Origin of the sequence: Geminisphaera colitermitum TAV2 (assembly GCF_000171235.2) — a bacterium.
Lineage (GTDB): Bacteria > Verrucomicrobiota > Verrucomicrobiia > Opitutales > Opitutaceae > Geminisphaera > Geminisphaera colitermitum.
Window position 1 is genome coordinate 76998 of record NZ_ABEA03000106.1, and the last position, 21043, is coordinate 98040.

The 21043-nt window shown below is 58.4% G+C and carries 18 protein-coding genes; 17 read left to right on the forward strand and 1 reads right to left on the reverse strand.

All coding sequences use genetic code 11. The features are described 5' to 3' along the window. Window positions 1-107: 107 nt before the first annotated feature. The 8 genes from OBACDRAFT_RS12855 (at window position 108) to lepA (ending at window position 9005) form a co-directional block, all read left to right on the forward strand. Window positions 108-1160: a LacI family DNA-binding transcriptional regulator gene (locus OBACDRAFT_RS12855; protein ID WP_043586194.1), complete on the forward strand. Its 1053-nt coding sequence runs from the start codon at window positions 108-110 to the stop codon at window positions 1158-1160. 168 nt (window positions 1161-1328) lie between these two features. Continuing rightward, window positions 1329-2255 (forward strand): hypothetical protein, encoded by a 927-nt coding sequence (locus tag OBACDRAFT_RS12860; RefSeq protein ID WP_043586232.1) that lies wholly within the window; start codon window positions 1329-1331, stop codon window positions 2253-2255. 17 nt (window positions 2256-2272) lie between these two features. Further along, window positions 2273-2443, forward strand: a complete 171-nt coding sequence (locus tag OBACDRAFT_RS29780; RefSeq protein ID WP_232767082.1) for a hypothetical protein — start codon at window positions 2273-2275, stop codon at window positions 2441-2443. Continuing rightward, the gene (locus OBACDRAFT_RS12865; RefSeq protein ID WP_232767084.1) at window positions 2382-3422 is read left to right on the forward strand and encodes a methionyl-tRNA formyltransferase; all 1041 of its coding nucleotides are present in this window, start codon (window positions 2382-2384) and stop codon (window positions 3420-3422) included. Before OBACDRAFT_RS29780 ends, OBACDRAFT_RS12865 begins: the two co-directional genes overlap by 62 nt. Window positions 3423-3625: 203 nt before the next feature. Continuing rightward, a complete protein-coding gene (locus OBACDRAFT_RS12870; protein WP_157837059.1) occupies window positions 3626-4378 on the forward strand; it encodes a hypothetical protein in 753 nt (250 codons plus the stop codon). A 221-nt stretch (window positions 4379-4599) separates the two neighbouring features. Continuing rightward, on the forward strand, window positions 4600-5217 hold the full coding sequence (locus tag OBACDRAFT_RS12875) for an HNH endonuclease (protein ID WP_043586196.1): 618 nt from the start codon (window positions 4600-4602) through the stop codon (window positions 5215-5217). A 136-nt stretch (window positions 5218-5353) separates the two neighbouring features. Then, window positions 5354-6913, forward strand: coding sequence for a sigma-54-dependent transcriptional regulator (locus tag OBACDRAFT_RS12880; protein WP_043586197.1), 1560 nt, complete (start codon window positions 5354-5356; stop codon window positions 6911-6913). Between the two features lie 298 nt (window positions 6914-7211). After that, on the forward strand, window positions 7212-9005 hold the full coding sequence (lepA, locus tag OBACDRAFT_RS12885; RefSeq protein ID WP_043586198.1) for a translation elongation factor 4: 1794 nt from the start codon (window positions 7212-7214) through the stop codon (window positions 9003-9005). A gap of 9 nt (window positions 9006-9014) precedes the next feature. Here the strand turns inward: lepA and OBACDRAFT_RS26595 are convergent. Further along, window positions 9015-9778 (reverse strand): IS5 family transposase gene (locus OBACDRAFT_RS26595; protein WP_088179262.1). Its coding sequence is split into 2 segments (ribosomal slippage): window positions 9015-9406 and window positions 9406-9778, totalling 765 coding nucleotides; the frame shifts between segments, so codons are not numbered across the junction. A gap of 783 nt (window positions 9779-10561) precedes the next feature. On the opposite strand from OBACDRAFT_RS26595, the gene OBACDRAFT_RS12900 reads away from it, so the two are divergent. The 9 genes from OBACDRAFT_RS12900 to OBACDRAFT_RS12930 all read left to right on the forward strand — a co-directional run bounded on the left by OBACDRAFT_RS12900 (window position 10562) and on the right by OBACDRAFT_RS12930 (window position 21029). Further along, window positions 10562-12106 (forward strand): PEP-CTERM sorting domain-containing protein, encoded by a 1545-nt coding sequence (locus OBACDRAFT_RS12900; protein ID WP_198529900.1) that lies wholly within the window; start codon window positions 10562-10564, stop codon window positions 12104-12106. A gap of 23 nt (window positions 12107-12129) precedes the next feature. Next, window positions 12130-13590, forward strand: a complete 1461-nt coding sequence (gene lepB, locus OBACDRAFT_RS12905) for a signal peptidase I (RefSeq protein ID WP_232767086.1) — start codon at window positions 12130-12132, stop codon at window positions 13588-13590. A gap of 96 nt (window positions 13591-13686) precedes the next feature. Continuing rightward, entirely contained in the window at window positions 13687-16494 is a 2808-nt protein-coding gene (locus OBACDRAFT_RS30730) for a type I restriction endonuclease subunit R (RefSeq protein ID WP_043586201.1), read from the forward strand. Further along, window positions 16491-16868 (forward strand): four helix bundle protein, encoded by a 378-nt coding sequence (locus OBACDRAFT_RS12915; RefSeq protein ID WP_052361927.1) that lies wholly within the window; start codon window positions 16491-16493, stop codon window positions 16866-16868. The genes OBACDRAFT_RS30730 and OBACDRAFT_RS12915 overlap by 4 nt, the downstream gene beginning before the upstream one ends. Then, window positions 16865-18253, forward strand: coding sequence for a restriction endonuclease subunit S (locus OBACDRAFT_RS25395; RefSeq protein ID WP_081722028.1), 1389 nt, complete (start codon window positions 16865-16867; stop codon window positions 18251-18253). Before OBACDRAFT_RS12915 ends, OBACDRAFT_RS25395 begins: the two co-directional genes overlap by 4 nt. Continuing rightward, complete coding sequence (locus tag OBACDRAFT_RS28230) at window positions 18250-19605, forward strand: hypothetical protein (protein WP_157837060.1); 1356 nt, start codon at window positions 18250-18252, stop codon at window positions 19603-19605. The genes OBACDRAFT_RS25395 and OBACDRAFT_RS28230 overlap by 4 nt, the downstream gene beginning before the upstream one ends. A gap of 15 nt (window positions 19606-19620) precedes the next feature. Further along, entirely contained in the window at window positions 19621-20268 is a 648-nt protein-coding gene (locus OBACDRAFT_RS12925; protein ID WP_043586202.1) for a four helix bundle suffix domain-containing protein, read from the forward strand. Then, the gene (locus tag OBACDRAFT_RS29795) at window positions 20268-20387 is read left to right on the forward strand and encodes a type I restriction-modification system subunit M N-terminal domain-containing protein (protein WP_232767091.1); all 120 of its coding nucleotides are present in this window, start codon (window positions 20268-20270) and stop codon (window positions 20385-20387) included. Before OBACDRAFT_RS12925 ends, OBACDRAFT_RS29795 begins: the two co-directional genes overlap by 1 nt. Window positions 20388-20426: 39 nt before the next feature. Then, on the forward strand, window positions 20427-21029 hold the full coding sequence (locus OBACDRAFT_RS12930) for a Panacea domain-containing protein (protein ID WP_043586203.1): 603 nt from the start codon (window positions 20427-20429) through the stop codon (window positions 21027-21029). The last annotated feature ends 14 nt before the right edge of the window (window positions 21030-21043 follow it).

Below are 21043 nucleotides of genomic sequence, written 5' to 3' on the forward strand. Positions count from 1 at the left end.
TTGGGAGATAAGGAAGTGTTTTCACAAAGCGAATAATCCGCGAATGCCGAAAGGCGACAAGCGGGCCGATGCTTTACAAATAAAGTGAATTGAGCATAGTCGAGGTCATGCCATCCTTCACCCGCCCCACCATGCGTATCATCGCCGCCAAGGCGAAGGTCAGCGCGATGACCGTATCGTTGGCGTTGCGCGACCATGCGAGCATCCCGGAAGCCACGCGCCTGCGCATCAAAACCATCGCCAACGAATTAGGCTACCGGCCCGACCCGGTGTTGCGCGCGTTTCACTCCTACCGGCGCAACAGCAGGCAGGTGAATTTTCAGGGGACGCTGGCGTGGGTGAACAATTTTGCGCCGGATCACCCACTGCGGGCGGTGCCTACATTCAATGTTTATCACCAGGGCGCGGCGCGGCGTGCGGAGCAACTGGGCTACAAGCTCGAAAAATTCTGGCTCGGCGCGCCCGACATGTCGCAGGAGCGGATGACGGACATCCTGTTGGCGCGCAACATCACCGGGTTGCTGCTGCCGCCCCAGCCCGACGCGCACATGGAACTGCATCTGGACTGGGCGCGGTTTGCTGTCGTTACTTTTGGATACACGCTGGTCCGTCCGCGTTTTCATTCCGTGTGCAACCATCATTATCAGTCGGTGTTGATGGTGATCCAGAAACTGCGGGAGCGTGGTTGCGAGCGGATCGGCTTTGCCCTCAGCGCCGCCACCAACGAGCGCGTGCATCGTCACTGGCTCGCCGGTTTTTTGGTGGAACAGCAGACATTGCCGAAGCAGAAACGGATTGATCCGCTGATGATCACAGGCGGTCCGCCGCGACCAGATGTGGTTGGAAAATGGATACGGCGCTGGCGTCCCGACGCCGTGGTGTCAATCGATCCGCTGGTGGCCGAGGCGGCGCAGGCTGCTGGCATTCGGGTGCCGGAGGACATGGCGTTTGCGTTGTGCGGCGATTCGACGAAGGAGGAGTTTTATGCGCGCATTGATGAAAATTCCAACGTGATCGGGGCGACGGCGGTGGACATGCTGGCGGGCATGTTGCAACGCAACGAATGCGGCATCCCCGCCCACCCGATCCGCATGATGATCGAGGGGAGTTGGGTGGAGGGACCGAGCGCGCCGCCGACACGAACGCCGGTTGCGAATTGACGGGAATCGCGGCGCGCGCGGTGTCGATCTCGGAGCACGCAAACGCGCCGGTGGAGGCGGACCGTTTCGCCGTCGCGCCTGTGAGGTTTTATGCGCGGCGAGAAATCTTGTGCCTTTTCGCGGCCATTGGTTTGTTGGGTTTTTGTTTCCAATCCGATCCAATCCATCATGAAGCACTCCAAGACTGATTATCGCGGCGGTAACGCCCATGTTCTCTCCACGCCCGCGTTCGAACTGGCTGTGACCACCGACGTCGGTCCGCGCGTGGTTTCGCTCCGCTCCACCAAGGGCAAGGCGGGCAACCTCTTCCTCTCGCTCGACGCCAAGACCGAGCAACGCCTCAATGGTTACCTCCTGCGCGGCGGCCACCGCCTCTGGCATTCGCCCGAGCACGTCGTGCGCAGCTACCAGCCCGACGACGACCCGCTCGCCGTCAAACCTCTCAAAAACGGCATTGCCCTCGCCCAGCCCACCGAGGCCAAAACCGGCATTCAGAAGGCGATCAAGATCGAGGTTCTCGGCTCCCGCACGATCAAGCTTACCCACGCCCTCACCAACGACGGCCTGTGGGCCATCGAGACCGCCGCCTGGGGACTCACCATGATGCGCGCCGGTGGCTACGGTGTGCTCCCGCTCCTGCCCAAGGGCGACCACAAGGCGGGCGACTTGCTGCCCAGTTATTCGTTCGTGCCCTGGACCTACACCGACCTTTCGCTTCCGGTTTGGGACTTGCACCGCGATTTTGTCGGCATCGACGTGCCCAAGGCCACCGCGCCGCAGAAGTTTGGCATCACCAACTATCCCGGCTGGTCCGCCTACTGGGTCGATGGCACCACGTTCGTGAAATACGCTCCGGTTCTCTCCGGCGCCGGCATCGTGTATCCGGACTTTGGATGCGCCTTCGAGACGTTTACCAACGGCACCATGATCGAGTTTGAAACCCTCAGCCCGCTCACCCGTCTGGAGCCCGGAGCGTTTGTCGAACACGTCGAACACTGGACGCTGCTCGACGGCCTTGCCCGGCCCGACAACGACGCCGCGTTTGCCAAACTCGCCGCCGAGGTCGGCAAGTGGATCAAAACGCTCAAAAAGTAACCGCGTCTCCCTTCCCGATGTTGCGCCTCGTTTTCATGGGTTCCGACGCCATCGCCCTGCCATTGCTCGACTGGCTGGCAGGGGGGGGGGGGGGGGGGAGGACATGGTGTTGCGGAGATCGTGGCGGTGTTTACTCAACCGGACCGCGCAGTCGGTCGCGGCCAAAAGGTCACACCCAACGCGATTAAAATATGGGCGCAGTCCCGCAGCATTCCTGTTTACCAGCCCGAAAAACTGACCGACGAAACGCGTGCCGAACTCGCCGCCCTCGCGCCCGACGTGACGCTGGTGATGGCCTACGGACACATCCTGCGCGATGCCTTCATCGCCACGCCGCGCCTCGGCACGCTCAATCTCCACACGTCGCTTCTCCCCAAATATCGGGGCGCGTCTCCCATCCAGACCGCGGTGGCCTGCGGTGAACGCGAGACCGGTGTCACGCTCATGCGCATCGTCCGCCAACTCGACGCCGGCCCCATTGCGGATGTCGAGCGAGTCCCCATCGGCCCGCTCGACACCGCCCTTGAGGTGGAGGCGCGGTTGTCCGCCGCCTGCGTGCCGCTCGTTGCCCGCGCCCTGCCGCGCCTTGCCGCCGGCACGCTGGAGTTCCGCGAACAAGATCATGCTGCCGCGACGTTTTGCCGCAAGCTCACCAAAGCCGACGGCGTGCTCGATTTTTCCGCTCCCGCCGCCGTCCTCGCCGCCCGCATCAACGGCCTGTTTCCCTGGCCTGCGTGCAGCGTGGAGATCGACGGGCAGCGCGTGAAACTGGGTCGCGCCGACAGCATCGGCACCGACACCAGCACGGACAACCATCGTGTGGACCGCGCAACTGCGCCGGACCCGGCGGGCACCGATTCGGGTAAACCCTTACCGTCTTCATCCTCGTCGGTAATCATCGAAGAACGCTCCGGCACAACTCTTCCTGGCACAATCGTGCCTCCCGCAGACACGAGGGGCGGTGATCCTGACGGCTCTCCCGGCGGCGAGTACCTGTGCGTGGCGACGGGTTCCGGAGTGCTTCGTTTGCACGCTTTGCAGCGTCCGGGAGGACGCATGTTGCCAGCCTCAGAATTCCTTCGCGGCTTTTTTTTGCCTCTTGGAACTCGTCTTACGTCCGAACCGATGCCAAAACTGGTAGTTACACAATCATCTCCGTCTAGGTGACGTTCTAACCTGTTTATTTAAGGGTTGATAGATGTTGTATCTTGGAAACTGATAGATCGAAGCGCACTTGCTGATTCGATTAGTAGAATTTCGGAACCCCCCAAAAAATCAGGTCTTTGCCCGACTACCCCCCCCCCCCGATTTTGGGTAGGATGAGGGCCATGAAATTCAACAGACTCATCATAACTCTGGCTGCCACGTTAGTGTCCACTCTCACCGTGCCGGCGGATAACATGCAAGTTGGCTCCGGCCCTTACCTCAATGTTGCCGAAGGTAATCCTCTCACGAAGCGGAACCGGGCGGTCAAGCTTCTCGCCGATCAAAGCCTCATCGCCATGATGGACGGCAATGCCCGCACGATTGCAGGGCAAACCAAATACTCCGCCGAGGCTGGTCTTGGCCAGATCCCAGCCGCCAACCAAGTAAGGGCGCTCGTCGTCACCACCAACGAAATGGTGCAGGTGGTGGACGAAGTGTTCGATGCCCAGCCGAAATCATTGTCGACAACGGGAGTCTCTTTCCCTGCTCCTTCTGCTGAGGAAGCGGCCAAGGTTGATTCACTGATGACGGAGACCAAGGCCCCCATGCTGGTGGTCATGGGCCACGTCACCCCTGCATTCGAGTCCTACATCAATGGCACAGCCACTCCTCCGGCCGGTCCTTTGGCCGATGCCCTTGCTACGGCCAAGAAATCTTCCACCAGTCCGGAAAAACAGATGGAACGACTGGTCAATGAAGTCGTTTTGCAGACCATCTCCGACCTCATCGCGACGAATCCCTCCCTCGGAGACAAGATCCGTGCGGGCAGCATCTACGTCACGGGAGCCCGTTATGACAACATCACCGGGCAGGTTCACCTGATCGTCGTCCCCCCTCTCTTCACGAATCATCGCTACGCCACCGGATTCTCGAACGAGCTCGACCATCCCGATATCGTCGTCAGCCCTTCGAGCTGATCTGGACGCCAGTCACATTTTTCAAAAGCCCGGGTTTTGCCCGGGCTTTTTTTTGTGGGTTGTCCAGGAACGAAGGGCAGGGCAGGGGGGGGGGGGGGGGACGTTTCCCCGGTAACCCGGGGGCATTTCTCAGCGCGCCAGTCATGCAGTCGTGTAAAAGTGGATACGAATACGGGTTTCTTGACAGGGTGCGGGACAGTCTTTAGCCGAATGGGCCCGATATGGAGGACGTGCTTGAACAACCTGTGCTGGTCCTTAACCGCCTCTGGCAGGCAGTAAATGTCGTCGGGGCACGGCGGGCATTTGCGTTGCTCGCCCGCGGGCATGCCGGAGTCGTGCACCATCATGAGGACGATTTTCGCGTATTCAGTCTTCTGGACTGGATGGATTTCTCGCGCGACAACCCGCCCGTCGAGCAATGGGAGGTGGTCCACACACCACGCACCGCCATCCGGTTGCCGCGGGTGATTTTGCTCACGTGGTTTGACCGGCTGCCGTGCAAGGAACTCAAGCTGACGCGCAACAATGTCTTCGAGCGCGACAAGGACACGTGCCAGTATTGCGGCAACGTGTTTGACCGGGAGGACCTCAACCTCGACCACGTGATCCCGCGTGACCGCGGCGGGCGCACCACTTGGGAAAACATCGTTTGCTCGTGCATCCGTTGCAACAGCCACAAGGCCAACCGCCTCCCGCACGAGGCGAGGATGCGGCTCATCCGCAAGCCCGTGAAACCCAAGTGGCGCCCCGTGATCTCGCTCGTGCTCAACAACCAGCAACGCGAACGCTGGAAGGACTTTCTTGATCTGGCCTACTGGAACGTGGAACTGGAAGAATAGAAACCGGCTGCGCCGGTAAATCCCAAACGACAAGCAAACGGACAAATCCCAAAGGCACACAGCGTGCCCCAAACCCAAGGCGCGGGACTCCTTTTGAGCTTTGTTCTTTTGGATTTTTGGGATTTCAACGATTGTCATGCCCGACTCAAAGCCGCCAGTCATCCTTGTCATCGACGACGACGCCGAGGTGCGTTATTCGCTCAGTCGCGTTCTTTCATCCAAAAGCTACCAGGTCGTCGAAGCCGCCAGCGGCGAGGAAGGCGTGGGATTGGTCAAAAAAGGCCCCGCGCCCGATGTCGTTTTTCTCGACGTGCGCATGGGCGGCATGAGCGGACTTGAGGCGCTCCAGCACATCCGCTCCGTCAACCCGCGCCAGCTCGTGATCCTCATGACGGCCTTCGGCACGGCGCAGACGGCCATCGAGGCGATGAAGTTTGGCGCGTTCGACTACATCATGAAACCGTTTGACCCGGCCAAGGTGCTCGCCTTGGCGGAAAACGCGCTCAAGGCCCACCACGACATGCGCGCCGCCGGCGAATACAAGCCGACCATCAACGTGGACGACTACCGCGAGGGCATCGTGGGCGCGTCGCCTGTGATGCAGGATGTATTCAAAATCGTGGGACAAGTCACCGCCAGCGACGTCACCGTCATGATCACCGGCGAGAGCGGCACGGGCAAGGAACTCGTGGCCCGCTCCATTTGGAAACACTCGCACCGCGCCGCCAAATCCTTCATCGCCGTCAACTGCGCCGCCATCCCCGACAATCTGATCGAGAGCGAACTTTTCGGTCACGAAAAAGGCTCTTTCACCGGCGCCACCGGCCAGCGCATCGGCAAGTTCGAACTCTGCGACCGCGGCACCATTTTTCTTGATGAGATTGGCGACATGGCGCTCGCCACGCAGACCAAAATCCTGCGCGTCCTCCAGCAAGGCGAAATCCAGCGCGTGGGCGGCACCGACACGATCAAGGTCGATGTGCGCATCATCGCCGCCACCAACAAGGACCTCGAAGCCATGGTCAAGGCCAAGACTTTCCGCGAGGATCTTTATTACCGGCTCAACGTCGTGCGCATCAAAATGCCGCCCCTGCGCGAGCGCACCGGTGACATCCCGCAGATCGTGGACTTTTGCCTGCAAAACCTCGTCAAGCAGAAGAAGGCGCGCGTCGGCAAAGTCTCGCCCGAGGCCATGAACATCCTCGCCCGCCACGACTGGCCGGGCAACGTGCGCGAACTCGAAAACGTCGTTTATCGCAGCGCCGTCATCGCGCAGGGCGACATGATACTTCCCAAGGATTTGCCCGTCGAAATCCGCGACGCCGTCCCTCCGCTTGCGACTGCTGTTTCGACGACCACGCCCTCTCCCCCCCCCCCTCCGAACATTGAACGTTCAATGTTAAACGTTCAGCGTTCAGTGTTCGACGGCGAAGCCGCCTCCCCTGCCACCATTGCCGCTCCGTCCCCCCCCCCCCCCCCGTCCACCACCGCAACGCCCACACTGGAGTCAGCGTTGGATTTTCTGCATCACGAACTGACCATTACGGCCGACATCGAACCGATCCTCAAACGCCTCGAACGCGAGATGATCGCGCGCGTCTATCGTGCGACCGATGGCAACATCGCCAAATCAGCCGACCTGCTGGGCATCACCCGGCCCACTCTTAAAAAGCGCCTCGAAGAACTTGCCCTCTGATTGCGTTTGCTAGTGGAGGGCGGGTCTCCTGACCCGCCGACGAGGCTCGCATCAGCGAGCCTCGCCCATCCGAATACAGGATTAACGATACGGATGGGCGCGGCTGCGCCGCGTCTGGCGGGGATTGGCAGCAAAACCCGCCCTCCGGCGTCTTGACATCGGTTTTGATTATCGCACCCCAAAACTGACCACCTCAATTTCGCCGCTTGAAAGCCGCCCGCCACCCCTCACGCTGACAGGTTTCATTTGACGCCCGCCTCTCCGCCTCGCCGGTGTTGCGGTCACACATACTGCACTCATGGACGTTTCGCTCACTCGCAATTTCTGCATCATCGCCCACGTCGATCACGGCAAGACGACGCTCTCCGACCGGCTGCTCGAATACACCAACACTGTCGCGCAACGCGTCATGACCGACCAGCACCTCGATGCCATGGACCTCGAACGCGAGCGCGGCATCACAATAAAAAGCCACCCCGTCGCCATGACCTACCCCGCCAAGGACGGGCATCGCTACAAACTCAACCTCATGGACACCCCCGGCCACGTGGACTTTGCCTACGAAGTCTCCCGCTCGCTCGCCGCCTGCGAAGGTGCCGTCCTCCTCATCGATGCCGGCCAAGGCGTCGAAGCCCAGACCGTGGCCAACGCCCATCTCGCCACCGCGCAGGGCCTCAAGATCATCCCCGTCATCAACAAGATCGACCTCCCCTCTGCCAATCTCGACCTCTGCACGCAGCAACTCGAAGACATCCTCATGATTCCCGCCGAGGAGGCCATCCTCGCCAGCGGTAAATCCGGCATCGGCATTGAGGATATTCTTGAAGCCGTCGTGCAGCGCATCCCCCCCCCCCGCTGGGCGGATTACCCGCAGACGCGCGCCCTCGTTTTCGATTCTCTTTACGACTCCTACCGCGGCGTCATCACCTACGCCCGCGTTTTCTCCGGTTCCCTCAAGGCCGGCGACCAGATGACGCTCATGAGCACCAACCAGCGCTCCGAAATCAAGGAAGTCGGCGTCTTCACCCCCAAGATGACCAAGCTCGATTCGCTCAGCGCGGGCGACGTCGGCTACCTCGTTTCCAACATCAAAGACCCCTCCGAAATCAAAATCGGCGACACCGTCACCCTTACCCAGCGCCCCGCCACCGAAATGCTCCCCGGCTACAAGGAAGTCCGTCCCATGGTCTTCTGCGGCCTCTACCCGCTCGAATCCAGCGACTACGAAAAACTCAAGGCCGCCCTTGGCCGCCTCCGACTCAACGACGCCGCTTTTCTTTACCAGTCCGAAAGCTCCGTCGCCCTCGGCTTCGGCTTCCGCTGCGGCTTCCTCGGCCTCCTCCACATGGAGATCATCCAGGAGCGCATTCGCCGCGAACACGACGTCGAGATCATCTCCACGTATCCGAGCGTCGTTTATCGGGTCAAATCCCACGGCGCCGACGAAATCGAAGTGGACAACCCCGTCATGCTCCCCGACCCCGGCACCATTGAATACATTTCCGAGCCCACCATCAAAGCCGCCATCCACATCCCCAACGACAGCATGGGCGACATTCTCGCCCTCGTCATGGAAAAGCGCGGCACTGTCGAGCACACCGACACCCTCGACGCCACGCGCGTCATGCTCACCTGCCACCTCCCCCTCAACGAAATCCTTGTCGATTTCAACGACCGCCTCAAAAGCGTCACCCACGGCTACGGCTCCATGGACTACGAACTCGGCGAATATCGTCCTGCCGACCTCGTCAAGATGGACATCCTCATCAACGGCGACCCAGTCGATGCCTTTGCCAGCATTGTGCACCGCGACAAAGCCGAGGGCAAAGGCCGCGAACTCTGCGAAAAACTCGCCGACATCATCCCCGCCCAGATGTTCAAGGTGGCGATCCAGGCGGCGATCGGCGGCAAGATCATCGCCCGCGACAACGTCAAGGAAATGCGCAAGGACGTCACCGCCAAGTGTTACGGCGGCGATATCAGCCGAAAACGCAAGCTCCTCGACAAGCAGAAGGAAGGCAAAAAGAAGATGAAGCTCATCGGCAAAGTCTCCATCCCTCCGGATGCCTTCATTCAAGTTTTGAAGAACTAGAGCGTGTAGTCACGAGATTGAAGCCCAGAGGATGGCACACCTGAATTGGACGGCAGCGAGGAAAGAGGAGGCTCGTTTTGCGTATCGGGTTGCGATGCCGCGCCATTGCTTGAGTCGTAGGAATGCATTTTCTACCAGATGCCTGATCCGATAAAGATAAGGGTCATATTCGCGTTGTTCTATGCGATTGGTCTTTGGAGGAATCTGCGGGCAGATGCCTGCGGCCTGCGCCATTTCGATGATGGCGTTGGTGTCATATCCCTTGTCGGCGATCAGATGGTCTGCGGCAATGCCTTCAATCAACCTGCCAGCCTGTGTGCAATCAGCCGTGGAACCCGCTGTAACAATGACTCGCACCGGCATACCATGCGCATCCACGGCCAAATGTAGTTTGGTGTTTCGCCCCCTTTTGTCAGACCGATCGCCTCGTTTCCACCTCTGGCTCCCGCTGCATGCGGATGGATTTTGACATGACTGGCATCAATCATCAGCCACTCAAAATCGGGCTCGTTCATCAGTTCCGACAACAGGCGCTCCCAATGCCCCTTGTCTCTCCAGCGACAAAAACGCCTGTGCGTGTTGCTCCACCCTCCGTAATCCTCTGGAAGATCCCTCCAAGGCGCACCAGTGCGTAAAATCCACAGAACCGCGTTGAGGAACTTGCGGTTGTCCTCCGCCACCCCTCCCCACGCTCCTTTCCTTCCAGGTAGCAGCGGCTCCAGAACGCTCCAAACTCGGTCCGAAATGTCGTGACGGTGTTGATCTTTCGCCATGCTGACATTCTCCATCACAAAAAAACTCAGTCAATCTTATCTCGTGACTACACTCCCTAAAGCAGTTTCATTTAAGCTGTAGCCATTTGATACCTGGTAGGGAGGCCTCTCCGAGGCCTCCGCCGTGCGTAGTGTGAGGATGCGAAATTCATAGGTAGATGGAGCGTGGTTTCGGAGGCCTCGGACGGAGCGCAGCAGCGCGGAGATGGCATTGCCGAAGGCGATGGCCCGAAGGGCTGCCCTCGGCAAAGGGCACAAAGGCCTCCCTACCGTTAAGACGACGGCTACACTCTCGATGAGATGATGGCATCCTCGCCGCCCTCATGTTTTAGAATAATCTCAAGAAAGTCGTAGCCCGATCCTATCCGGTAGGGCAACGACTACATCTCAATTTGAGATGCTTTGGCGATTGTTTTGAGGTTTTTAAGTGGTTTCATCCTATTCTATCATAGGAGTTTCCGTCATTATCTAGGTGTTTTGATGTAGGGATTTAAATTAATCGAATTGATTAAAAATCAGGTCTTTACCTGACTTATTCGATCTATCGGTTTCAGGCAATATGGCGTGATGAAATTTAGCCAACTAGCCTCAGCTCTAGCTGCCATCGTTTGCCTTTCCTCTCTGATCGTCCCTTCACAGGCGGTTGATTTGCAGTGGACGAATCCGGGAACAGGAGACTGGTCGGATTCCCAGAATTGGAATCTGGAACGAATTCCTGGGGCATGGGATAACATCTTCATCAACAACGGCGGGACGGCGGTGAAAAGCGACGGGGAACTCGCCTTGTCTCATCTTCGTGTGGGCCACGGCGGCACCGGTTACCTGATACTGGACGGCGGCAAGGTCAGTGCCAGCGACAATTGGTCGGACAACACCGTGGTTATCGGCGGTCGCAACGGCGGCGTCGATGGTTATGGCAGGGTGACCGTCAACGATGGCGGCGAATTGACCAGTTGGCAGGATATCCGTGTCGGCTTCAACGGCGGCGGCAAGGGTGAGCTGGTCCTGAACAGCGGCACGGTGAAATCAGGCTGGCAGATATTTATCGGAGCGGGGACGGAAGAAAGCGTTGTCCACGTCGACGGCGGATTGTTGCAGTCCGGCATCGACCAGGGCGGCGACATATACGTTGGCGGCGCAGACCAATACACCGGCAAAGGCAGGCTGAATATCGGCGGCGACGGTCACGTTAACAGTTTGTGGAACATCTATGTCGGTCGTCTGAACGGCAGCAGTGGCGTCATCTCGATTACGGACTCGGGACACATGGAGATGAAAAACGCTCTCGTCGTCGGCCATGGTGGCGAGGGAACCGTGAACTTGTCGGAAAACGGCACGATCACCCAGCATGGCTACACCTACATTGGTTACGATGCGGGAAGCCGGGGCACGATCAATGTGAGTGGCGGAAAATTTGACGCCGAAAAGCATGTTTACGTCGGAATTAATGGTGCGGGGACGCTCAACGTTACCGGAGGAGAAGTGGCCATCTCCGGTGCCGCCGTCATGGGATCTTACGCCGGAAGCACCGGTAACATCAACCTCGACGGCGGCGTTCTGGAAACTGCGGTCGTGGGCAAGGGCGCTGGCAACGGTAAACTCAGCTTCGATGGCGGCACCCTGCGCGCCGGGGCCAATGCCGGTGCCGACTTCATCGGCAACATCGGAACCATCGACGTGAAGGCCAACGGCGGCACGGTGGACACCAATGGCAAGACCATCACCATCGCCAGCGGCTTTTCCGGCGTCGGCACGCTCTCGAAAACCGGCGCAGGTTCCCTCACGCTCGCCGCCAGTTCCACACTCGGCGGACTAACCCACGAAACCGACACCCTGATCCTGACCGCAGGCCACACCCTCGACCTCACTGGCGCGATGCACATCGCCAGCAACACCGTTTTCCGCATGGAAGGCTCTTCCACCAGCAACGCCTTCGTCAACGTGGGCGACACGCTGACCTTGGGCGGCGGATCGACTCTCGTCTTCGATCCGACTTATTCCCTGATCGAAACCGGCACGCTGGCCTTGGATTTCTCGGCAAGCAGTGCGGATATCAATGTAACGCTGCTGGACTTTGAGGGTCTGGCCGCCGGCGAAATGCTCAAGATTTTGGGCTACACACAATTGGAAGACATCGCTTATGGCACGGGATTCGACGCGGACAGATATTTCAACCTGACCAACGGCCCCGGCTACCTGTTCACATGGGTGGAGAACGACGGCCTTTACCTGACGACGGTTCCCGAACCCGCAACCTGCGCCTTGCTCCTTGCCGGGCTGGCCGGAGTCGTGGTCATGGCGGTGGGCCGCCATCACGAACGGCGCTGACGGGAGACCCGGTCCGCGCCTCGGTGCCCGACGCCTCCTGCGTGCAACCGGGCTGGAACGGTGTGGCAACGTCTTTGGCGGACGCTTCAAAATCATGTGGCGCATCGGCGGTTCCCTGCTTTCATCCGCCGATTCGCGGACTCGCCGCGCACCTCGTCACACCATTTCACCGCTCCGTCACTCACGCCATGTTCAGCCTGTTCCTCTCCGAAGAAAAAAAGATGCGCAAACACGCCGCCAACTGGCTCGAACTGGCGGACAAAATTTACAACTACCGGCGCGACATCCTCGACCCCGCCCTCCGCACCGAACTCCAGGCGCGCGCCGCCGCCCTCCGCGTTGCCCTCCGCGAACGCGTTGATGCCGCCAAGCTCAAAGTCGCCATCGAAGCCATCGAACCCGTCCTCAAGCGCGTCGGCGGCACCCACTACCCCAAGTCCGGGCTCGTTGAGAACGTCGAATTTTTCCTCGTCGCCGCCATCATCATTCTCGGCATCCGCACCTACATCGTGCAGCCCTTCAAGATACCGACCAATTCCATGTGGCCCAGCTACAATGGAATGACCGGGCAGGTTTACCAGACTCCCGCCGACGAGCCCGGCTCCCTCGCGCGCCTCGCCAACTTCGTCCTCACCGGTTCCAGCACCCGTCGCATCGACTCCCCTGCCACGGGCGAAGTCCTCATCCCCATCAGCGGCAACGGCCAGGTGCTTTCCCGTTCCGTGCCCGGCCGCAACTGGGTCGTTCTCCCCGCCCAGCACCGCGAATGCCGTATCTATGTTGGCGATACAGCGGCGACCGTCACCGTGCCCGCGGATTTCGATTTCGACTGGGTGGTGCGCGACGCCTTTTTCCCCGGCGACAAGCGTCTCCTCCGCGAAATCATCGCCGACCACGGACGTTCCGGCAAACTCGTCGAACGCGCCGTGCAAACCACCAGCGGACTCCAGCGCGCCTATTTCCTGCGCACCGGCCGCAGCGTCATCACCGGCCAGCGCCTCCTCTCCTTCGACATCCTGACCGGCGACCAGCTTTTTGTGGACCGCGTCAGTTACCATTTTGTGCGCCCCAGCGTGGGTGACGGATTTGTTTTCCGCACCGACAAGCTCACCGCACTCCACGCTTACCAATCCCCCGGAACCCCCACCGATCAATACTACATCAAGCGCCTTGTCGGTGTCCCTGGCGACCAGCTCGAAATCCGCGACTATGCCCTCTTGCGTAATGGCGCGCCCATTACAGGCTCTCCCGCATTCGACAAAAACGCCCGTCGAGCCGACAACTATCCCGGTTACCGCAACGAGAAATACCTCGCCGCCGGCAAGGTGTTCACCGTCGAGTCCGACCGCTACATGGCCATCGGCGATAACTCCGCCAACAGCCTCGACGGACGCTACTGGGGCACTGTCCCGGCCAAGGACGTCGTGGGCCGCCCGCTCATGATTTACTACCCCTTCACCCGCCGCTGGGGCCCCGCGCCATAAAGCGCCGGGGGGGGGGAGGGGGGGGGCAAATCGCAAGGCGCAAGAACTTGTGATTGAGCGCATCTCACAAAAATCCTTCACTTGTCCCCGTCCCTCATGCCTACCACGCCCGAACAGCAAGCTCGCCAGCAAATCGACGCCATGCTCGAAGCGTCTGGCTGGACCGTGCAGGATTACAAGAAACTCAACCCCTCCGCCGCGCGCGGTATCGCCCTGCGCGAAGTCCCGCTCAAAACCGGCCCTTGCGATTACCTGCTCCTCGTTGACCGAAACCCCGTCGGCGTCATCGAGGCCAAGCGCGTTGGTTACACACTCTCCACTGTCGCCGAACAATCCGCCAGTTACGCCCAAAACCTCCCCGATTTTCTCGCCACGCTTTGCCCTGCCGACATCGCCAAACTCCCCTTCGCCTACGAATCCACTGGCGTTGAAACCCTGTTCCGCGACGAACGCGACCCGCACCCGCGCTCCCGCCGCGTTTTCAGTTTCCATCGTCCTGAAACCCTCGCCGATTTTATCGCGGGAAAAGACACCCTCCGCGCCCGCCTCGCTGCCATGCCCGTCGCGCACCCGCTCAAAACCGACGGCATGCGCGCCTGCCAAGTCGAAGCCATCACCAACCTCGAAACCTCCTTCGCCGACGACCAGCCCCGCGCCCTCCTCAAAATGGCCACTGGTTCCGGCAAAACCTACACCGCCTGCGCCTTCTCACACCGCCTCATCAAACACGCAGGCGCGCGCCGCATCCTGTTCCTCGTTGACCGCGCCAACCTCGGCAAACAAGCCAAAGGCGAATTCGACCAATTCCGCACACCCGACACCGCACGCAAGTTCACCGAACTCTACAACGTCCAACACCTCGCCTCCAACAAACTCGACCCCGTCGCCCGCGTCACCATCTGCACCATCCAGCGCCTCTACTCTATGCTCCGCGGCGAAGCCGACCTCGCCGAGGACCTCGACGAACTCTCCGCCGCCGACCTCAGCGCCGCCGACAACCGCCCCCGCGACGTTGCCTACAACCCCGCCATCCCCATCGAAACCTTCGACTTCATCGTCATCGATGAATGCCACCGCTCCATCTACAACCTCTGGCGCCAAGTCCTCGAATACTTCGACGCCCACCTCATCGGCCTCTCCGCCACGCCCTCCGCGCAAACCGTCGCCTTCTTCAACCAAAACCTCGTCATGGACTACGGCCACGAACGCGCCGTCGCCGACAACGTCAACGTGGGCTACGACGTTTACCGCATCCGCACCCGCATCACCGAGCACGGCGCCACCATCGAAAAAGGCTACCACGTCACCAAACGCGACCGCCAGACCCGCGCCCTCCGCCAACAACTCCTCGACGAAGACCTCGCCTACGACCCCGCGCAACTCGACCGCTCCATCGTCAACCCCTCCCAAATCCGCACCATCATCCAAGCCCTCCGCGACGCCCTCGCCACCGAACTCTTCCCCGCCCGAGCCCTCGTCCCCAAAACCCTCATCTTCGCCAAGGACGACTCCCACGCCGAGGAAATCGTCCACATCACCCGCGAAGTCTTCGGACGCGGCAACGACTTCTGCAAAAAAATCACCTACCAATCCAAACACCACCTCACCGGCAAACCCGCCAAAAAAGACGACCTCATCGCCGAGTTTCGCAACTCCCCCACGCTCCGCATCGCCGTCACCGTGGACATGATCGCCACCGGCACCGACATCAAAGCCCTCGAATGCCTCGTCTTCCTCCGCGACGTCCGCAGCCCCGGCTACTTCGAGCAAATGAAAGGCCGCGGCACCCGCGTCCTCACCCCCACCGAACTCCAATCCGTCTCCGGCGCCGACGCCCGCGCCAAAACCCACTTCATCATCGTCGATGCCGTCGGCGTCTGCGAATCCGACAAAACCGAATCCCAGCCCCTCGACAAAAAACCCGCCGTCGCCCTCGAAAAAATCCTCCTCGCCATCCCCCTCGGCAAACGCGACGACGACACCCTCAGCACCCTCGCCTCGCGCCTCGCCCGCCTCGAACGCCAGCTCACCCCCGCCGAAATCGCCGCCAAAATCCTCCCGCACACCGCCGGCCAAACCCTCGGCCAAATCGCCCGCGCCCTCCTCGAATCCATCGACCCCGACAAAATCGCCGAACACGCCACCGGCCACCCCGGCGCCACCCCCGCCGAAACCACACCCGAACGCCTCGCCGCCGCCAAAAACGAACTCACCGCCGCCGCCTGCGCCCCCTTCGCCAACCCCGACCTCCGCGAAGCCCTCGTCCGCGCCAAACGCGAAAACGAACAAACCATCGACACCGCCAACCCCGACCACGTCATCGCCCGCGGCCTCGACCCCGCCGCCAAAGCCCGCGCCGACGCCCTCCTCCAATCCTTCCGCGCCTACATCGAGCAACACCAAGCCAAAATCACCGCCCTGCAAATCCTCTACAACCGCCCCTACAAACAACGCCTCACCGAAAAAACCCTCAAGGAACTCGAAACCAAGCTCCGCGACGAAAACGCCCGCTGGAACGAGGAAACCCTCTGGAACGCCTGCGCCACCGCCGCCCCCGAGCGCGTCAAAGGCCGCAGCGCCATCAACCGCTTCGCCGACCTCATCCCCCTCGTCCGCTACGCCCTCGAAAAGCAACCCGAACTCCGCCCCTTCGCCGAAACCGTCCAAGACCGCTTCAACAACTGGCTCACGGACAAAGCCGCCGCCGGCATCACCTTCACCCCCGACCAATTGGCGTGGCTCCACGACATCCGCGACCACATCGCCACCACCCTCAGCATCGACCCCGACGATTTTGACTACGCCCCCTTCACCCAACGCGGCGGCTTGGGCAAAGCCCACCAACTTTTTGGAGAAACCTTGCCCGCCCTCCTCGAAGAGCTTAATGAGGTGCTCGTTGCATGAACTCCAAGGAAGAAATAAGAATGCAGAAGGAAGAAACAGACTTAAAAAAACGCACAAAAGATTTCGCTCTGCGCGTAATCAGAATGTTCTGCGCACTGCCAAAGACAACGGAAGCACAGATCTTGGGCAAACAGGTTTTGCGTTCCGCGACCTCCGTTGGCGCAAATTATAGAGAAGCGCATCGCGCACGTAGCAAGGCTGAGTTTATCGCCAAAACAGGTGATTGCCTGCGTGAAATCGAAGAAACTGCCTACTGGTTTGAATTGCTGGCAGAAAGCCAGATTGTCCCGGAAATGAAATTATCTTCGCTTTGCCAAGAGTGTGATGAACTCATTGCCATATTTGTAACCATTATCAAAAGGGCGAAAGAATGAAAGCCGACTGCAAAAGTTTAGGCGCACTATGCGTTGATAATGTTGAGAAGACCGGACCCGTTGGACGGGAATTTGTCTATGTGGATATCGGGAGCATCAATAGGGAAACAAAACGGATAGAGGATGCAAAAACTCTCCTCGCCTCGAAAGCACCCAGCCGAGCAAAGCAAGTTTTGAAGACTGGAGACGTGTTAGTCTCAATGACACGCCCCAATTTGAATGCAGTAGCATGGGTTCCTCCCGAATTGGACGGAAGCATTGGCTCCACGGGATTTCATGTTCTACGCGCACAAAATACCGAATCAAAATTTCTCTTCTACGCAGTCCAAACGAACTCCTTTATCGAAGCCATGTGCCAAAAGGTGCAAGGCGCGTTATATCCAGCAGTTCGGCCTCGTGATATTTCTTCCTTCTGCCTTCCTCCTTTTTCCTTGGCGCAGCAGCACCGCATCGTCGCCGAAATCGAAAAACAATTCACACGCCTCGACGCCGGGGTGACGGCGTTGAAGCGAGTGCAAGCGAACCTCAAACGCAACCGCGCCGCCGTCCTGAAATCCGCCTGCGAAGGCCGCCTCGTCCCCACCGAAGCCGAACTGTATAAAAGTGGAAGCGACGTCCTGCCGCTTGGTTTGAAAAGCTCCCAAACCAAGCGGCAAGATGCCGCTTCCACCTTCGAAACTGGCGAGCAACTCCTCGCCCGCATCCTCCGCGACCGCAAACAAAACTGGCAAGGCCGAGGCAAATACAAGCCCCCCGCCGCCCCCGACACCACCACCCTCCCGCCCCTCCCCGAAGGCTGGACTTGGGCAAACATCGAACAAATTGGGCAAACTACCACAGGCTTTACCCCTCCCAAAAATAACGCCGCACTTTTCGGCGGGAGCATCCCATTCTTTAAGCCTTCAGACTTAGACGTTGGTTACAATGTTCGCGAGTATCGTGATTCATTAACAAATAAGGGCGCAGAATATGGCAGGATTCTTCCTGCATTATCTATTTTGGTTACATGTATCGGTGCGACTATTGGAAAAACAGGACTTGCTCGAGTGCAATGCACCACAAATCAGCAAATCAATGCACTGACAGTTCCTAATGAGCTTATATTATCGCAGTTTGTATATTGGTATATCAATAGTCCATTGGGACAACGGCAGATTATTGACAATGCATCGGCAACAACGCTTCCGATATTAAACAAAAGTCGATTTGAAGCACTTCCGGTTCCCCTTCCGCCTCTCACCGAACAAACCCGCATAGTCGCCGAAGTCGAACGCCGCCTCTCCGTCATCGACGAACTCGAAACCCTCGTCACCGCCAACCTCACCCGCGCCACCCACCTGCGGCAATCAATACTGCAACAAACCTTTAATGAAGGGATAAAATGACAAATACCCCAGTCGGAGTTAAACAAATCACTCGTGCACGTTTCGACGCACTTTGCTACTCACGGCAGCCACACACTGAGTCCATCACTAAAGAAAAGGAATGGTGGGCAGATTCTCAAGAAAGAGTAATTGGAACCATTCTTTTGGATTTAACCGATAACGATTGGTCGTGGATTGTTCTCGGGCGAGATGAACGTGGTCTCTTCCGTGGAGTCGCCCTGAATGTCTCTATTGAAACGCAAGAAATGGCACGCATCGCCTTGCACCAAGCGTTAACTGAACATGCAGCATCAGGGGATGTGTTCCCTCAGCATGACAATTCAGGAAAACGGCATGAAATCATGCGAACACAGATTCCTGATGAAAAATTACATAAGAATTTTAAAATTATATCAGAAGGGCTGCATCATTTAGCAGCACGCCGCATGATTGAGGAGATTGCGTTGGCTTTTGTGGATATAGATGGCAACTACTCCAAAGATTTCCAAACAACTGGGTTTAACGCCCGTTTATGGGAACTTGGACTATTTGCCTTTTTATATGAGCAAAAATTCAACATAATTCGTGACTTTAATCGTCCTGATTTTTTGATTTCAAAATGGGGACATCCTCTCGCAATAGAAGCTACAACAGTCAATCCAACTACTGGTGAAGAGCCGCCCAATCCAGAGAGTAAAGAGGCAATGGAAAAATTGAGGGCAGATTATATGCCGATAAAATTTGGCAGCGCATTATACTCTAAACTTCAAAAAAAATACTGGGAGCTCGACCATATGAAGAAAGTTCCGTTGATACTCGCCATTCATGATTTTTGCGCCGATGGCTCAATGACGTGGTCTGCACCAGCTCTTAGTAATTATCTGTATGGCAGTCGGCCTACATGGGAAAAATCATCGGATGGAAAACTAATTATCACTGAACATCCAATTATTGAACACAAATGGAATAGTAAATGTATTCCTTCAGGCTTTTTTAAGCAGCCGGGTGCTGAAAATGTCAGTGTAGTGCTTTTTTCGAACTCCACGACTCTTGCTAAGTTTAATCGGATGGGTGTTTTAGCTGGTTTTGGCCATGAAGATGTAAGGATGCTTCGAGCTGGAATACGTCATAATTTTGACCCAAACGCAACTGAGGGAACTCCTTTTTGTGAAGAAGTCATTGTAGGGAGATATACCGAAAAATGGAGCGATGGAATGGAGCTATTCCATAACCCTAATGCCCTTATACATATTCCAGAAGATTTTTTCCCAGAGTGCACACATCACTATTTTGACGGCCAACGTCGTACATGGACGCCGCGTGATAATGGCTATGTTCATTCCTCTATTACCCACGTCATCGTAACGGCTTAATTAAACATTCTCAACATGGTTGATTGCACCCTCATCCCCCAGCACGGCGGCTACCGGAAGCTCAAGAGCTTTCAGGTGGCGCAGCTTGCCTACGATGTGACGGTGCGTTTCACCGAGCGTTATATTAACAAATTCAGTCGCACCCGCGACCAGATGGTGCAGGCGGCGCGTTCCGGCGTGCAAAACATCGCCGAGGGCAGCCAAGCCTCCGGCACGTCAAAGAAAACCGAACTCAAACTCACCAACGTCGCCCGCGCCAGCCTCGAAGAGCTGCGCCTCGACTACGAAGATTACCTGCGGCAGCACGGGTTGCCCCTCTGGGCGCGGGCTGACCCGCGCCGCGCCGGGCTGATCGCCCTGCGCCCGAAAACCGCCGATGATCTGGCGCGCTGGGCACGAGGGGTGCATGATGGACGAAGTGGACTGAGTGGACATCGTGGACAGGGTGAACACATCCAGAATTCTGCTCGGTCCACAACGTCCACTCCGTCCACAAAGTCCACCTACCCGGAAATCGCCGCCAACGGTGCGCTGGCACTGATAGCGGTGGCCACAGCCCTGCTCGACCGCCAACTTGCCGCGCAAGCCGCCGCCTTTGAAAAAGAAGGCGGCTTCACCGAACGCCTCTACCGCATCCGCACACAAAAACGAAACTCTCTATAATGACCGCCTTCTCCCTCGTCTCCAAACTCTGGAATTACTGCAACATCCTCCGCGATGACGGACTCTCCTACGGCGATTACGTCGAGCAGACGGCCTCCAGTAACCTGTGCCCTTCTTGACCTTTCTGCCCTTACCTGCTCATTTTCCCACAACAAGCCATGTCCTTTCCTTTTTCACATCGTAAAACCACGCAGACGCTGAATTTCTTCGCACGTCAATCCGGCGGGGAAATCAACAAGCTCAAGGCGTTGAAACTGGTTTTCCTTGCCGACCGCTATCATTTGCGGCGTTACGGGCGTCCCATAACCGGGGACGAATACCTCGCCATGCCTTATGGCCCCGTCGCTTCCGGCGCGAAAGATCTGGCCGAAATGGATTCTATGATGAGCGATGCCGAGCGCTCCTATGGCGCCCAATATCTCGCCCCTGTTGACCGCTACAGCTACCGGTCTATCGCCAAAGTGGAGGCGCGCACCCTGTCCGAGTCCGACCGCCTCACGCTCACTTGGGCGTGGGAAAATTTTGGAAAACTGAAAGAATTCGAGCTTGCCGAATACACACATCGCTACCCCGAGTGGAAGCGCCATGAAGAGCCGCTGAAATCCGGACGCGAAACGCGCATTCCGATGAGTTATCGGGATTTTCTGGATGATTCCACTGTGCCCGGCACAGACCCCTGCCATGCGCTTTCGTCCGATGAACGCGCGGCCCTGGCCGCTGGCATTCAGGAGCGTTTCGACGCTGAACGCATGTTGAGCTGAGAACGTCCGCAGAG

Bases quoted from the DNA above. Each gene is read 5' to 3' on its own strand.
- OBACDRAFT_RS12855 (WP_043586194.1), top strand. From the start codon at position 108: ATGCCATCCTTCACCCGCCCCACCATGCGTATCATCGCCGCCAAGGCG.
- OBACDRAFT_RS12860 (WP_043586232.1), top strand. From the start codon at position 1,329: ATGAAGCACTCCAAGACTGATTATCGCGGCGGTAACGCCCATGTTCTC.
- OBACDRAFT_RS29780 (WP_232767082.1), top strand. From the start codon at position 2,273: ATGTTGCGCCTCGTTTTCATGGGTTCCGACGCCATCGCCCTGCCATTG.
- OBACDRAFT_RS12875 (WP_043586196.1), top strand. From the start codon at position 4,600: ATGGAGGACGTGCTTGAACAACCTGTGCTGGTCCTTAACCGCCTCTGG.
- OBACDRAFT_RS12880 (WP_043586197.1), top strand. From the start codon at position 5,354: ATGCCCGACTCAAAGCCGCCAGTCATCCTTGTCATCGACGACGACGCC.
- lepA (WP_043586198.1), top strand. From the start codon at position 7,212: ATGGACGTTTCGCTCACTCGCAATTTCTGCATCATCGCCCACGTCGAT.
- OBACDRAFT_RS30730 (WP_043586201.1), top strand. From the start codon at position 13,687: ATGCCTACCACGCCCGAACAGCAAGCTCGCCAGCAAATCGACGCCATG.
- OBACDRAFT_RS12915 (WP_052361927.1), top strand. From the start codon at position 16,491: ATGAACTCCAAGGAAGAAATAAGAATGCAGAAGGAAGAAACAGACTTA.
- OBACDRAFT_RS25395 (WP_081722028.1), top strand. From the start codon at position 16,865: ATGAAAGCCGACTGCAAAAGTTTAGGCGCACTATGCGTTGATAATGTT.
- OBACDRAFT_RS28230 (WP_157837060.1), top strand. From the start codon at position 18,250: ATGACAAATACCCCAGTCGGAGTTAAACAAATCACTCGTGCACGTTTC.
- OBACDRAFT_RS12925 (WP_043586202.1), top strand. From the start codon at position 19,621: ATGGTTGATTGCACCCTCATCCCCCAGCACGGCGGCTACCGGAAGCTC.
- OBACDRAFT_RS29795 (WP_232767091.1), top strand. From the start codon at position 20,268: ATGACCGCCTTCTCCCTCGTCTCCAAACTCTGGAATTACTGCAACATC.
- OBACDRAFT_RS12930 (WP_043586203.1), top strand. From the start codon at position 20,427: ATGTCCTTTCCTTTTTCACATCGTAAAACCACGCAGACGCTGAATTTC.